This window comes from Okeania sp. KiyG1, from assembly GCF_014132355.1.
GTDB lineage: Bacteria > Cyanobacteriota > Cyanobacteriia > Cyanobacteriales > Microcoleaceae > Okeania.
In genome coordinates, this window is sequence record NZ_BLZO01000030.1 from 28,785 (window position 1) to 43,722 (window position 14,938).

Below are 14,938 nucleotides of genomic sequence, written 5' to 3' on the forward strand. Positions count from 1 at the left end.
TTTCGTTCCGGAATACTTTTTCAAGGAGTATATTTTCATCGTAACTTTTAATTGTCTATCAGTCATTTAATTTTAGGAGGGGTTGCTCTCTAGTTTTTATGTTCCGGAATACTTTTTCAAGGAGTATACTTTCATCGTAACTTTTAATTATCTATCAATCGTTTTTACCGAATAATTAATAATTAATTATTAAATAATTCGCGCCTTAAAGCCTCCCCTTTTAAGGAGAAAAAAGCGGTCGAGGGGTGGCGAGGATACCTCGACATATCCAATGGACTAAGAGAAAAGACTATATTCCTGATATTCAATTCCGTAACGGTTAAAACCCGAGGTAATTATCAATTATCCATTATCTATTAATGAACTCCTCCTTAATAGCTGAAGTCCGCAGTTCCTCTGTCAGAGGCTAGCTAATAGTTAATGGCCAAATGCTTAACTTATTTCTAAATTTTGACATCTATATAATACAGTAATTTAATCATTGCTCTACCGATTGAATCTCAAAGCATTGACTGATATTGGCTCAAGCCTTTTTTGGGTTGAAAAAAGTTCCAGGTCTCACGTCCAAAACCCTCAAAAATTTAGTATAAAAGGCAGAATAATTGCAGAAAAATTCAGGGACAAATATATCAGACTACCTCCTAATTAAATTCTATTCTCTGCTCCTCCTAACTACTCTCTACTCCCCCACTACCCTGCTCCCCTACTTCTTAAAAATATTTTTTCAGCAAACCCTAATTAAGGAGGCAAATCTATTTACTGATAGTAGTATAGATAAAATTTTATGGATTTTTTTTGATAAAAAGAGCATAGAAATTAACTTCTATGCCTTGGCAGTAAGAAAATTTTTGATAGTAATAAATTTAGCGGTCGTTGAGATTCCATTGGGGCGATCGCTTATAGGTAAAAGTGAAAGGTTTACCACTTTCTGCTATGTCTATAACTTGTCGAATTTCTTGATACATTGGATAGTCATCTATTCCACTCAAAACTGCCCAACCCCGCGCTCTGGTTAAAGCAACAAATAAGGCATTTCGGAGATTAATATTACTCTCATTTTCAGCAATTTTATCGACACCAATTACATAAACCATATCTGCTTCATTTCCCTTAGCGCGATGAATTAGAGAAATAGTAATTCCTGCTTCATGCCAAAATTGGTTTCGGTTTCTGTCATTACGTTCTAAGTCATTAATATTACTTGCACTAGAAATATAAATATTAATGTTTTGCTGAATCAAAAATTCTCCAACTTCTTTTTGTAATGCCATTGCTTCTTCCCGTGACGAACCCAAAACAATAACTAAAATATTTCGGGAGGGGTTAAGTTTATCGAATTCAAGATTATATTTAATCTTGTCAGATAAAGCAGTTAATTCAGCCTCTCTATTTTTATAGATATTAAATTCTAAAACAGGTTTTTTCCAAATTTCAGGAAGAGGATTAGGATAATTTTCAGGAGGGCGAGACAAAGTAATTTTTTGACCATTATTAAAACTGCCTTCCACTTGATAACCAATTTTTTCCCAATCCTTTTTATTTGTATATCTAGACAACATTCCATCAGAGCGAAATAATCCCATTCCAATTCCATGAGCAGCGGTAAGTATTGAGTGAGGAGTGCGAAAACATTGTTTCATAATTATGCTTTTGGAAATAGCTCCTTTATCTATACCTTTCACTAAATCGCTCAATTCTTCACCAAATAATTCTTTGGCAGTGGGAATTTTTAGACTGTGTAAACTTTGTGCTTCATCATAAGCCCAAATTAAACGTTTTTGTTGAGGTTTTTCAGAATTAACAGGTCGTAAAGCTTGCCATGCTAGCCAATAAATTGGTTGTTTACCTTTAAATTTTAATTCATCGCGCACTACTAGATCCTGTCCTTCATCAATTAATATTGCATCAAACATCGGTTGAATTTCTCTAGCTTCTAGTAACTGAATAACAACTTTAGCTAACTGTTCGGGAGGAGAATAATTTGGATAATTATGAGGTTCTGGTTTGAAATTGTGAGCTTTACGAATTTTTCGGTATAAACCATTTTTTTCGTCAGTTCCCCAAGCATGAAATACTTTGAGTTTAGAATTTCTTTTGTCGTATTGAACTTTACCGTCGCTAAAGTATTTTAGCCATTTATTTACTTGTTTTTCCATCAAGTCGTAGAGAGAACGAGTAAAAAATACTAAAGCAATATCCCAGTCAGGATTTTGTAAGTGCATATAAGCAGCTTTTTGACATAATAAAACTGTTTTTCCCGAACCAGCAATTCCTCTAATTCGTTGCGGTCCGGGAGGAATTATTTTTGCCATTGGTTCGAGATTTTTTGATAATGTGCCGAGTTGGGAGTGCATCTCAGTAATAGCGCTGGAACGGGTTAAATTTTGTTGTGAATTTGTCATAGAAAAAGAAGTTTTTCTCATGCAAAATGTTTACTATTCCAAGTTAGTCTGAGGTTTAATTAATCATCAAGAGCAGATGAGGTCAGAATAAACTGAACCGAACTGACCTTGTTAATTGAGTTAAAATATGATTGGTATTTTTTTGGTATTTTTGAAGAGTCGATCTCTCCTCCCTTAAAAAGGGCAGGGTCAATTTATTGTCATTAGAGAAAAAGGGAGTAGGGGAGTGGGGGAGTGGCTCACAGAGATTATGGCACGGATACAGGGATAGGGAAGGGAGTGGGGGAGATTTGCACAATTAAATGTATTTCTAACTTAATATTCTCTGACGACAAAGAATTAGCCCGGCCTTAAAAAGGGAGGAGTATTAAAAGTCTCTCTGGAAAAAGGGAGGAACTATTAAAAGTCTTCCTGGAAAAAGGGAGTAACTGTCAAAAGTCTTCCAATAAAAAGGCAGGAATTATTAAAAGTATTTCTAGAAAAAGGGAGTAACTATTAAAAGTATTTCTAGAAAAAGGCAGGAATTATTAAAAGTCTTCCTGGAAAAAGGGAGTAACTGTCAAAAGTCTTCTGATAAAAAGCCAGGGATTATTAAAAGTATTTCTAGAAAAAGGGAGGAACTATTAAAAGTCTTCCTGGAAAAAGGGAGTAACTGTCAAAAGTCTTCCGATAAAAAGCCAGGGATTATTAAAAGTATTTCTAGAAAAAGGGAGTAACTATTAAAAGTCTCTCGGGAAAAAGGCAGAAATTATTAAAAGTCTCTCTGGAAAAAGGGAGGAACTATTAAAAGTCTTTCTAGAAAAAGGCAGGAATTATTAAAAGTCTCTCTAGAAAAAGGCAGGAATTATTAAAAGTCTCTCTGGAAAAAGGGAGGAACTATTAAAAGTCTTCCTGGAAAAAGGCAGGAATTATTAAAAATCTTCCTGGAAAAAGGGAGTAACTATTCAAAGTCTTTCTAGAAAAAGGCAGGAATTATTAAAAATCTTCCTGGAAAAAGGGAGTAACTATTCAAAGTCTTTCTAGAAAAAGGCAGGAATTATTAAAAATCTTCCTGGAAAAAGGGAGGAATTATCAAAAATCTTCCTGGAAAAAGGGGATAACTATTTAAAATTATCTCTTTTTAAGGGAGATTTAGGGAGAACGTAAATTTCGAGTAATCAAACAATCATGGCATCTAAAAAAAGCAGAAGTATTAAAGCTACCAATTCGGGAATAGAAAAACTCAGAAAGGCAAAAAAGAACCTAAGTTACGAAAAACTGGCAGAAAAAACAGGTGTTTCTCCATCTACTGTTAAACGCTTTTTTTATGGTAAAGCAGTTGATATTCCCTACGCAGAATGGATTACCCAAGCCTTAAATTTAGAATTAAAAGATATTGTCGAACCCCAAGTTTTCCCACCACAAACTAATAATATAGAAGCAGAGAAAAATTTATTAATTCATCGGCAAACTTGTCAAAAAATGCTGAGGGAAAAAAGACATTTAACCACGAACCCCCTCACAATAGGCGACGGTACAACATTCGATCGCGCAGAAATTTATGTACCACTGGGGTTGGTCGAGCGCAAATGTCAACCCAAACGCGATAGTAATTGTACTGCGGAAAATGGTTCGGAATTATATGCTCCCACCAACTACGAAATAACTAAGACGTTAGAGTTAAATCAATTTTTTGAAGAAGTGTTGCGTCAGGGACACACTCCGAAAAGTCAAGGCAAACGTATCGCTATTATTGGAGAACCTGGTGCGGGAAAAACAACTTTATTGCAGCATATTGGGGAGTGGGTGTTTGCCGAAACTGAGCAAGATGTTGTTATTTGGGTGTCTTTAGCAGATTTAGATGGGAAAACTATTGAGGAATATTTGCTGCAAGTTTGGCTAAAAGAAGCTTTTCTGACGGCGCGGGTGAAACCGGAAATGGAGGATGCTTTGGTGGAGTTGTTTAACCGGGGGTCGGTGTGGTTATTGTTGGATGGTGTGGATGAGATGTCTGTGGATAATGCTTTGGCAGTAGTCGCTTCTCAACTTAAAGGTTGGGTTGGGGAAGCACGGGCGGTTTTGAGTTGTCGGTTGAATGTTTGGGATGGGGGAAAAAATGCGTTGTTTGATTTTGATGTTTATCGAAATCTTGATTTTTCTGAGTTACAGGTGGGTGAGTTTATCGGTAAATGGTTTGTTAATTTGGAGTTGGGAAAAAAGTTAGATCGGGAGTTGAAAAAACCGGGAAAAGAAAGGATTAGAAATTTGGTAAAAAATCCTTTGCGCTTGGCACTACTTTGTTATTCTTGGCAGCGACGACAGGGGAGGTTGCCCACTACAAAAGCTGCTCTTTATGAAAGATTTGTGGAGGTTTTTTATGAATGGAAGGAGGAAATTTTTCCTACTACTTCTGCTATTCGGAAAGAATTAAATCTTGCTTTGGGGAAATTAGCACAACAGGCTATTTCTCAAACAAATTCTAGGTTTAGACTTTCTCGTTCGTTGGTTTGTCAGATTCTTGGGGAAAGTGATACTTGGTTATTTCAACTAATAATAAAATTAGGTTGGTTGAATCAAGTGGGTGTAGCTGTAGAAAATTCTGAGTCGCCTGTTTATGCTTTTTTTCATCCGACTTTTCAAGAATATTTTGCTGCTTTGGCGGTGGAAAATTGGCAGTTTTTCTTTAAGTATATTCCTGAAAATCCCGCTCAGGGAATTTACCGCATTTTTCAACCGGAATGGAAACAGATTTTTTTGTTATGGTTGGGGCGAGAAGATGTTGATGAAAGTCAAAGAAAGGAATTTTTTGAACAGTTAATAAATTTTGAGGATGGCTGTGGTAATTTTTATCGGATTAAAGCATATTTTATTGCTCAAAATGGATTTTGTGAATTAGGAAAATGTTCTGCTGACTATCCTCTTACTAAAGTTTTTAAGCAGTGTAGAAAATGGCAAAAATTTCGGGATGATTCGCAGTTTATACGTAAGCATTCAGCTATTAGCTATCAGCTCTCAGCAAAAGAAGGGGGTTTTAATGAATATAGACTGTTTCAGCTGGCTTTTATAGTAAGTATAAATTCTGACTCAATTAGTCAAGCTTTTATCTCAAACTAAAAGCAATAGCTGATGGCTGATAGCTGACGGCTGAATGCTTACGTTTATACATCCTTGGCGATTAGGTTTTGTACAGCCTAGTCAGGAAATTAGCAACCCTGAAAAAGTTGAGATTTTGCTGAAACAATTAACAACTAATACTGAGGAAAAGGAACTGAGAAAAACTTTTCACGAAATTGGTAAATTTGGTGCTGGTAATTCTCAGGCTGTAACAACTTTGCTTCAGTTAATTGAGAGTTCTAGCTCTCCTTTTTTCCATGCTGAAATTGCTCAAACTTTAGGAAAAATTGCTATAGGTACTCCAGAAGTTATTGATGCTTTAGTTAAATTATTAGAAGTCAGCCAAGACTACAATACTCTCTTATATTCTATGAGTAGTTTGCAAATTCTCGGTGTAGGAAATTCAAAGGTTATTAATGCTTTGATAAAAGTTTTGAAAAGTGACTTAAAGCAGGATTTTCTTTATTGTCAAGCTGCGGATAGTTTATGGAAAATTAATCCCGGAAATAAAGAAGCAATTAATTGCCTAAATAATTTAATTCAAAATACTAAAGATAACTCAGACCGCGTATCGGCAGCTTGGATACTAGGAGAAATTGACCCGCAAAATTCTCTAGCTATTTCTGCTTTAGTTAATGAAATTCGTCCCGGATGGATGAATAATCAAACTAGCGACGCTCTTAATGCTTTGCAGCACATTACTAAAGGCGATAAATTGGAATTAATCAAGCTTATACATCCTTATGAAGTAGGAGTTATAGCAATAGATAATCATGGTTGGGATGGTTTAATAATTATCAAAAATTATCAGGATATAGATAAATATAGTATCCTCAAAATTTATATGCGAAATTGCGAAATAATTTTTACTATCTCTGGAGCAGAAGCAGAATTTATTCAAGCAATTTTTCAAGGAAACTTTGCAGCAGCAGTCACCGCATTAGAAAAATATTTACCAGAATATCAAACCTGGGAAAAAAAATATTGGGGATATTATCAAGAGATTTCGGAAGAAGAAGAAGTTCCAGATTGGATATATACTTCCGAGGAACATTATCAAGATTCTAATCCCTTTTTTCTAGACCGTACTCCCGGTTGTTTTGTTTATGAATTTGCCGAAAGTTTTCTTTGGAGTCATGCCGAAAAAATGAATTATTCCGACTTTTATAAACTCTGGCAAAATTAACCCTCTTGTTTATTTAGCTTCTCAAGTATCGAAAAAGAATAGTAGGGTATAGCAGAAGGAAAAAGAAAGAAATCTTGAATAAAAAAAGGTAAAAATAATAGATATAACTATCTAATATAGCAATCAGGAATCAGATGTGAGAATTGAGGTGTTTTTTTAAAGCTTATGATATAGCAGTTTTTTTATTCTTATGTATTCGTTTCTTCCCTCCATACCTATTCCCTCCATACCTATTCCCTCCATACCTAGAACAAAAGTCTCCAATATCTCACAACTCAAATCATATTGCTATATCAAATCCGTTGGCTTCGGAGTAATATAATTCTGTTGTTTGAGCGCCATTGCCAAATCTTTCTCGATCTCCCCATCTCCCGAAACTCCCCACACCTCCCATACCTCCCACCCTCCCCACACTATAAATCTAATTACACCAATGCTACCGGACATAATATTACTAGGACTTGCCGACATACAGAAAAGCTATCTGTACAGACTCTAATCATCATTTAGTGCAAAAAAGCCTCCTCATATTCTTAAAAATATCTAAAGTTTTTGAGACACAAGACTACCAAGAGGTAGAAAGGTTATATTCACAACAAAGTGAGGAAAAAATTTATGGTAATAGCTACAAGACCAGAACAACAAGTTAAAATCGGCCCCACCAAACTATTAATTAATAACGAGTGGGTAGAAAGTGCTTCCGGCAAGCGCTTTGAAACAATTAACCCGGCAACAGGAGAAGTTATTTGTGACGTTGCCGAAGCAGATGCGCCAGATGTAGATAAGGCTGTAAGCGTAGCCCGGAAAGCATTTACCAGTGGCGACTGGCCGAAAATGTCTGCTACCCAACGAGGCGAACTCCTCTACAAATTAGCAGATTTGATGGAACAAAATATAGAAGAGTTGGCTAGACTAGAAACCCTAGATAATGGTAAGCCACTCAAAGACTCTCTCAGTGCAGACTTACCTTTAGCGATCGCCTGTTATCGCTATTATGCTGGTTGGGCAGACAAAGTTCAAGGCAAAACCATCCCTATCAATGGCCCCTACTTCTGCTATACCCGCCACGAACCAGTAGGAGTTGTCGGTCAAATCATTCCTTGGAACTTCCCTATATTAATGCAAGCATGGAAACTTGCCCCAGCATTGGCAATGGGTAATACATTAGTAATGAAAACTGCTGAACAAACACCATTGTCAGCTTTTCGGGTTGGAGAGCTAGCAGTCGAAGCTGGTTTTCCTCCTGGTGTAGTCAATATTTTGTCTGGTTATGGCCCAACTGCTGGTGCTGCCATTTCCCACCATCACGATATTGATAAAGTTGCTTTCACTGGTTCTACAGAAGTAGGTCATTTAATCATGGAAGCTGCTGCCAAGAGTAACTTAAAGCGGGTGACTTTGGAACTCGGTGGCAAGAGTCCTAACATTGTGTTTGCTGATGCAGATATGGATGCTGCTATTGAAGGCTCACATTTTGCTTTATTTTTTAATCAAGGTCAGTGTTGCTGTGCGGGTTCTCGTCTGTTTGTGGAAGAGAAATGTTATGACGATTTTGTTGCCAAAAGTGTAGAACGGGCAAAACGCCGGATGGTAGGCGACCCATTTGCTGAGAGTGTGGAACAAGGACCTCAAGTTGATGAAGAACAGTTTAATAAAGTGATGAGTTATATTGAGTCTGGTCAACGGGATGGTGCCCAGATGTTATGCGGTGGGGCAAGAGTTGGCGATCGCGGTTATTTTATTGCACCAACTGTATTTGCTGATGTGCAAGATCATATGAAAATTGCTCAAGAGGAAATTTTTGGTCCGGTAATGAGTATCATTAAGTTTAAGGATATTGATGAACTGGTAGAACGAGCAAATAATACGATGTATGGTTTGGCTGCTGGTGTCTGGACACAAGATGTGAGTAAGGCGCATACTGTTGCTCATAGACTGCGTGCAGGTACTGTTTGGGTAAATTGTTATGATGTGTTTGATGCTGCTGCACCGTTTGGTGGTTTTAAGCAGTCTGGTATTGGTCGGGAGTTAGGTGAGTATGGTTTACAGCAGTATACAGAGATTAAGACTGTAACTGTGAAGATGTAGTTGATGATTATAGCGCTACGCGCAATTCAGAACTCAGAAGTCAGAAGTAATCTCTGAGTGAGTTTTTTCCTAGGTCAATGCTCCGCAAACAACATTTAGCAATGTCCTCACTTTTGCTTCGACTACTATAATACTTCTACTAGACTACTCCGAAAAAAAGTAGGGACGTTCCATAGAACATCCCTACAATGGTTACTTGAATAAGGTTGATAATTTCTGGAGATTTTACTCAAAACATATCAACAACCAACAATTATTTCACTCTTAAAAACTACATACCAATTAACTTTTTTTCTAGCACTCCAAACACCAAATCCCATCATTAAAACTAACCCAGAAATTAGAGAAGGCTCCGGTACATCTTTACCAGTCCCATTGCCATTTGTGAGATTGCCATCAGTAGTTATATTTTGACTAGAAGGGGATGTTTTAGTAGTCAAAAATTGTGATAAATCTGAACTTTCAGCCAAATTAGTTTGTGTAGAAAAACTGCTATTATTCTCTGTTTAATTTACCACAATAGCCTGAACCGTCAATTTGTAAGCCAATCCTAAGCTTATAATCATAGGTAAGCATTCAGCCGTCAGCTAGCCTCCTGTGGTCGGAACTGCGGACTTCAGCTATTGCTTTTCCTGTGGCTTTAAAGCTGTATTAATTGAGCTAGAATTAATCTTACTACAAAAGTTGTTAAAGTCTATATTCATTTAAACTATGTCCTTAAAAGCAGGGTCTTATTGCGCTCGAGCTGACTACTAATAGCTGTTTGCGCAGCATTCCGCGTCTCTACCATTTGTCAAAAACATTTATAAAATTGGTATAATATCAAATCCGTTTTATTAGACATCTCCAAAATAGAAAATAAGGTAAAATTATCAAAACCATTTATGTATACAGTCTCCCAAATGAATCCAACTTTAGAATATATTTCTAATCATCCACTCATAAACAAAAAGAATTATTGGTATTACTTATGAACAGCTAATAAAATTAATAGAAAATGCCCAAAGAATAGAATCAGAAAAAAAGGAGGCGATGTAGCTGCCGCACTTGCTCCGCCAACGCCAAAACAGAAAAAAGATTAATTAAAGCAGGTGGAGGAAGAAAAAAGAATTTAACAAAGGAAGAAGAAATAATTTTAACGTGATTTTATTTACATCAAATACCAACTTTTCAAACATTAGGAATTAACTTTGGTATAAGTGAATCAAGTGCTAATAATATTTTTCGCGCTCTGGATAGATATTCTCAGAGAATTACTGCCAGCAAGTTTATTAGAACAAGTAAAAAAAAAGTTTTAGGTATTGGAATGGGTAAAGGAGATATTAACAGAATTAGAATTAATTGTAGATAGTACAGAACAAGGTAGAGAAAGACCAAGTGAATATAAAAACCAAGAAAAATATTACTCAGGAAACAAGAAAAATCATAATGAGTAAAAATCAAATAATAACGACACCAAAAGGAACAGAAATAGTGGATGTAATAGTAGGAGAAAAAGGTCCAGTAAGTGATGTAAAAATATTAAGAAAACAACAGGATAAAAAACTTTGATAAAAAACAAAAATTCCAAGGAGATAAAGCTTATGAAGGAGTAGAAAGAACTACTACACCAAAAAAGAAACCAAGAAAAAAAGAAATGCCACCAGAAATCAAAGAAGAAAATCAAGAAAAAGCCAAAAAAAGAATATTTGTAGAACATGTAATAAGATTAATTAAAATATTTGGACTTGCTAGAGAAAGATTCAGATTAAAAGATAATAATTATCAAAAAGTAATTTTAACAATATGTGGTTTAGTGCGACTAAGAATTGGCTCATTTATATTAGTATAAATCATCAAAAACTGAGATAAAAATAATAAATCAAAGTCTAATAAATATTTGAATTAGTAACACTAAGTGTCTCTGATACCCATAAAACTGTACAAATTAACTATCTTCATAAGTAGCGATAACCTCCGGTTAAGCGTACGCTATCGCTCCACTAAAGATAGTTAGTATAAGCGTTTGAGTATTTTTGGAGATGTCTATTGAACATAAAAAAATTCTCTAATCGTCATAACTACGCTCATTTTTGTAATTCTCTCTCCTCCTGACTAGGTCCTCCTGACTTCCCATCCCCTCCTGGGAGGGGTTAGGGGCTGACAAGGGTAGGTTTTTTACATTAATCGTATAATGGGAGTTAGACAAGGTAGACAAGGGGGGAAAGTGGACAAGGGAGAAGAAGAAAAAAGAGGGATTAAAACTCATGAAGATATCATTATCTATCAAAAAGCATTTGATCCGGCTATGACTATCTTTGAATTATCAAAACAATTCCCTACTGAAGAAAGATACTCTCTGACTGACCAAATTCGTCGTTCCGGAGCGCTCTGTTTGTGCCAACCTTGCGGAGGCGTGGCGAAAAAGAAGGTATCAAGCATCATTTGTCGCGCTTATTAAATGATTGTGAAGCTGAATCTGCAGCAAACGCAAGTCTGGCTCAAATTTGCTGTGAAGTGTAACTATATATCTCCAGAACAAGGAAGAGAATTATATAGCAAATATAATCAAATTTTAAGTGGACTAGTCAAAATGATTAATGCTCCAGAAAATTGGTTAATTGGTTAAGCTATGTTAAAGAATAAGTATCTTAAAGACTGGTCAAGAATTGTATCTTATCACTTTCCTCATTTGTCATTACCGGAAATAGCAGGCTTAGTTAGTTGGAGTTTTGGCATGGTTATAACTGGCTCAAGCAGTCTAACTAGAGTTTCTGAATTGATTGCTAAAGTGAATGGAGAAAAAACTAATACAGTACGAAAACGACTCAAAGAATGGTATCAAGAGAGTAAGGCAAAAAAAGGTAAAAATAGACTTGAATTAGATGTTAATAAATGCTTTGTACCTTTACTAAAATGGATTATTAGCTTATGGAATAGTGAGGAAAAATGGCTGCCATTGGCAATAGATGCAACTAATATTGGGCAAAACTTTACGGTTCTGTCTCTTCATACTCTCTATCAGGGTTGTGGTATTCCTGTAGCCTGGAAAATTGTGAAAGGTACAGAAAAAGGCTCTTCGAAGCCTCATTGGCAAAATCTGTTTAAATCTTTATCAAATGCCATACCTGATGATTGGCAAGTCATTGTCTTGGCAGATAGGGGATTGTATGCTGATTGGTTATTTGCTGAAATTTGTGCTTTAAATTGGCATCCTTTTTTGAGAATCAATGATCAAGGAACATATCGAATAATAGGGGAAAATGAATGGCAACCTTTAAAGACAGTTGTGCCTCAAACAGCAATGAGTTGGTCAGGTAAGGTTAGTTGTTTTAAAACTAACCCTATTGATTGTACTTTATTAGCCTGTTGGTCTGAAGGTTACAAAACTCCTTGGTTAATTATTACTGACTTAGAACCAGAACAAGGAAATGCTCAATGGTACAGTTTACGCTTTTGGATTGAATCAAGTTATCGAGATGTTAAAAGTGATGGTTGGCAGTGGCATAAAACCAGATTAAGAGAACCAGCTAGAGCTGAGAGAATCTGGTTAGCTATGGCAGTAGCTACTCTCTGGACTGTAACAGTTGGTACTAATGAACAGCGACATTTATCAGACAAGTTCAAAAACCAAGTAATTACCGAAAACTGTGAAAATCAGCAACTTGAATTGAAGCCAACAAATCGAACTATATCTTGTTTTTTACAAGGACTAATTAATATTGTTGCTGATTTACTTTGCGCTAAAGGTATTTCCTTAAATGGATTATTTCCACAATCATCTTTTGTTGTGAATACTTCGTAATATACATTCATCTTCTTTCTTCCTTGTCTACTTTCCTTCCTTGTCCTCCTTGTCTCATCTCCACTATCCTATGTAAAAAACCTACCCTTGTGAGGGGGTTAGGGGTGGGTTGGGAGGGGTTAGGGGTGGGTTGACTCCTCCTGACTTAACTATTCTATGGCTGTTTAACCGGATTTGATATAATGAATAAAAAAAGTCTGACTTTAATCGGATTATTTTTAACAACTATCCTCTTAATAACAATAAACTTATTTTCTACCCAAAATGCCGAAAGTAAATCACAAAACCCTCTATCTCTTGGTTTCCAAATTATTAATAATTCTCAGGGAACAACTCTTTATCAAAAAGATTTAGATTATGTGCAAGTTGTAGATTTAACTAAAGGTGCAAAAATTAATTTTATCTATGGAAATATCACAGACTTAGGTACTAAAAAAGGAGCTTACGGCGGTAACGATCCACAATTTGAACGTCAGACAATATCACAAGTATGGTCTAACTTATATTCAGAAAATTCAAGTTTATTTTGTATTACTAATGGTCAATTTTTTAGAAACGATAAAAATACCTCTACAGGGTTAGCATTTCCTGTCAAGTCAGATGGAATTATAGTTAGCGATGGTTATGCAGGAGAAATAGAATTTCCCGATGAAAAATTAATGCTAGAAGTCTGGAATGATAGAGCATTAATTAGCAAGTTTCAGCCAAATAATCTCCAATTATCAACAGCACCTAATCTGATTGTTGGTTTACAGGAAAATGCTGATAAAGGAGTAGAAAATCAAACAGGTAGAACATTTATTGGAGTTCAAGATCAAGATGGCGATCGCCTCAATGAAAAAATTTTAATTTTTACTTCTAAACAAGCAACTCAACCCCATGCAGCTGAAGTTTTGAAAAGTTTCGGTGCCAATCAAGTAATAATGTTAGATGGTGGAGGTTCTACACAATTAATTTGTCAGGGAAATAATTATATAACTTCACCAAGAACTATACCTCAAATGATTGTTATATTAGGGTAGTTTTATAAATATTTGGTAAAGTTATTGAGACTTTTTAGGTGTTTATTTAAAGATTCGGTGTTGGAGTAATTTTTCTAATTTGTAGCGATATGGAGAAAAGTTTGGATAAAGTTCAATAGCCTTTTGATCAGAAGCGATCGCCTCTTTTTTAACAAGTTTACAGACTTATTCTACTAATTTTCCAATGAAATTATACACAATCTGTAGGGTTTAACGACCGTTAACCTCTACTATCCATGAAGTCAGAAGTTAAAATCCTGATTTTACTAATTTTCCTCAGATTAGATAAAATTTGCTGCGTTAAAATATTGTAACCCTTAGCAATTCTAGAAATAGCAATGTTTGTATCTTTTTCAAAACCTCTCCTTAAAATAGAAAGCACATTTTCCTTAAAATAACGAGTCATTATAATAACTTTAACTCTTGGAGAAAAATCAACTAAGTCTGTAAGCTGTGGAAAAAAGTTTTGGTTAATAAATGGATAAGACCTTTTGTAAGCAACCAGTTGCTTATTTTTTGGCACTTTAATGTTGCGAATTTTTTGCTTAATCGTTAGCTTGGTTTCAAGAACGGGGGGTGGTTCATTAATTGATAATTGATAATGGATAATGAATAATTACCTCTGGTTAAAACCGCTACGGAATTGAATATAAGGAAATATTATTTCTTCTCTTGGTCGATTGGATATGGTTAGGAAACCCATCCATCCCACCCTACGGGAAGCTGCGCTACGACCGCTGTCTTGGTCGATTGGATATGGCTAGGGGACCTCGCCATCCCACCCTTCGGGAAGCTACGCTAACGACCGCTTTTTTCCCCTTAAAAGGGGAGGCTTCAAGGCGCGAATTATTTAATTGTTAATTATTAATTATTAATTATTAATTATTCGGTAAGACCATAGCTTGTCAGTTAAAGAATTTAAGTGTTTAGCAGAGTCAGAAACATATTGGGGAAAATAGTTTCCTCCCATAGCAACACACTCCTCTAAATTATCTAAAACCTTTAATAACATAGTGGTTCTACTTCCTTCGACACCCGTAACAAATAGACCTCTCCAAAATAGAAATTAAGGTAAAATTGTAGTGCCCAATTATATATATGCTGTCCCCAAATGAATAATGTATTAGAATATATTTATAATCATCCACTCATAAACAAAAAGGATTATTGGTATTACAGATAAACAACTAATAAAATTAATAGAAAATGCTCAAAAAGTTGAAGACAAAAAAAGACAGGCGATAATGCTCCGCATCGCTAACGCGAACGCCAGTGAAGAAAAAAGATTTAAATAGGGAGGAGGAAGAAAAAAGTCTTTAGGCAAGGCGGAAGAGATAATGTTGACATTATATTATTTGCATCA

General features: G+C 35.6%; 13 protein-coding genes and 1 pseudogene. 9 read left to right on the forward strand and 5 right to left on the reverse strand.

Annotated elements, in window-relative coordinates; genetic code table 11:
- Positions 1-863: 863 nt before the first annotated feature.
- Entirely contained in the window at positions 864-2,402 is a 1,539-nt protein-coding gene (locus SAGCYANO_RS04215; protein ID WP_237395752.1) for a DEAD/DEAH box helicase, read from the reverse strand.
- A gap of 1,167 nt (positions 2,403-3,569) precedes the next feature.
- On the opposite strand from SAGCYANO_RS04215, the gene SAGCYANO_RS04220 reads away from it, so the two are divergent.
- Together SAGCYANO_RS04220 and SAGCYANO_RS04225 are read left to right on the forward strand one after the other, a co-directional pair.
- Positions 3,570-5,495 carry an NACHT domain-containing protein gene (locus SAGCYANO_RS04220; protein ID WP_202218935.1) on the forward strand — a complete coding sequence of 642 codons (1,926 nt, stop codon included), beginning with the start codon at positions 3,570-3,572 and terminating at the stop codon, positions 5,493-5,495.
- 34 nt (positions 5,496-5,529) lie between these two features.
- Complete coding sequence (locus tag SAGCYANO_RS04225; protein WP_202218936.1) at positions 5,530-6,681, forward strand: HEAT repeat domain-containing protein; 1,152 nt, start codon at positions 5,530-5,532, stop codon at positions 6,679-6,681.
- Between the two features lie 280 nt (positions 6,682-6,961).
- On the opposite strand, the gene SAGCYANO_RS47310 is transcribed toward SAGCYANO_RS04225, so the two are convergent.
- A complete protein-coding gene (locus SAGCYANO_RS47310; RefSeq protein ID WP_255502461.1) occupies positions 6,962-7,093 on the reverse strand; it encodes a hypothetical protein in 132 nt (43 codons plus the stop codon).
- Between the two features lie 203 nt (positions 7,094-7,296).
- On the opposite strand from SAGCYANO_RS47310, the gene SAGCYANO_RS04230 reads away from it, so the two are divergent.
- On the forward strand, positions 7,297-8,769 hold the full coding sequence (locus tag SAGCYANO_RS04230; RefSeq protein ID WP_202218937.1) for an aldehyde dehydrogenase family protein: 1,473 nt from the start codon (positions 7,297-7,299) through the stop codon (positions 8,767-8,769).
- Between the two features lie 239 nt (positions 8,770-9,008).
- On the opposite strand, the gene SAGCYANO_RS04235 is transcribed toward SAGCYANO_RS04230, so the two are convergent.
- Positions 9,009-9,239 carry a PEP-CTERM sorting domain-containing protein gene (locus SAGCYANO_RS04235; protein WP_202218938.1) on the reverse strand — a complete coding sequence of 77 codons (231 nt, stop codon included), beginning with the start codon at positions 9,237-9,239 and terminating at the stop codon, positions 9,009-9,011.
- 713 nt (positions 9,240-9,952) lie between these two features.
- Here SAGCYANO_RS04235 and SAGCYANO_RS43980 point away from each other — a divergent pair.
- From SAGCYANO_RS43980 to SAGCYANO_RS04260, 6 genes and pseudogenes are all read left to right on the forward strand, one after another.
- A complete protein-coding gene (locus tag SAGCYANO_RS43980; protein WP_237395766.1) occupies positions 9,953-10,120 on the forward strand; it encodes a hypothetical protein in 168 nt (55 codons plus the stop codon).
- Between the two features lie 26 nt (positions 10,121-10,146).
- The gene (locus SAGCYANO_RS43985) at positions 10,147-10,320 is read left to right on the forward strand and encodes a transposase family protein (RefSeq protein ID WP_237395754.1); all 174 of its coding nucleotides are present in this window, start codon (positions 10,147-10,149) and stop codon (positions 10,318-10,320) included.
- A complete protein-coding gene (locus SAGCYANO_RS43990) occupies positions 10,307-10,600 on the forward strand; it encodes a transposase family protein (protein ID WP_237395768.1) in 294 nt (97 codons plus the stop codon). Before SAGCYANO_RS43985 ends, SAGCYANO_RS43990 begins: the two co-directional genes overlap by 14 nt.
- 456 nt (positions 10,601-11,056) lie before the next feature.
- Positions 11,057-11,377: pseudogene (locus tag SAGCYANO_RS04250) on the forward strand (four helix bundle protein).
- Between the two features lie 3 nt (positions 11,378-11,380).
- On the forward strand, positions 11,381-12,553 hold the full coding sequence (locus tag SAGCYANO_RS04255) for a transposase (RefSeq protein WP_202218939.1): 1,173 nt from the start codon (positions 11,381-11,383) through the stop codon (positions 12,551-12,553).
- Between the two features lie 182 nt (positions 12,554-12,735).
- Positions 12,736-13,575, forward strand: a complete 840-nt coding sequence (locus tag SAGCYANO_RS04260; protein WP_202218940.1) for a phosphodiester glycosidase family protein — start codon at positions 12,736-12,738, stop codon at positions 13,573-13,575.
- Positions 13,576-13,795: 220 nt separating this feature from the next.
- Here SAGCYANO_RS04260 and SAGCYANO_RS04265 read toward each other — a convergent pair whose 3' ends face one another.
- Both SAGCYANO_RS04265 and SAGCYANO_RS04270 read right to left on the reverse strand, forming a co-directional pair.
- A complete protein-coding gene (locus SAGCYANO_RS04265) occupies positions 13,796-14,098 on the reverse strand; it encodes a hypothetical protein (protein ID WP_202218941.1) in 303 nt (100 codons plus the stop codon).
- Between the two features lie 348 nt (positions 14,099-14,446).
- Entirely contained in the window at positions 14,447-14,587 is a 141-nt protein-coding gene (locus tag SAGCYANO_RS04270; protein ID WP_202218942.1) for a hypothetical protein, read from the reverse strand.
- Between the last annotated feature and the right edge of the window lie 351 nt (positions 14,588-14,938).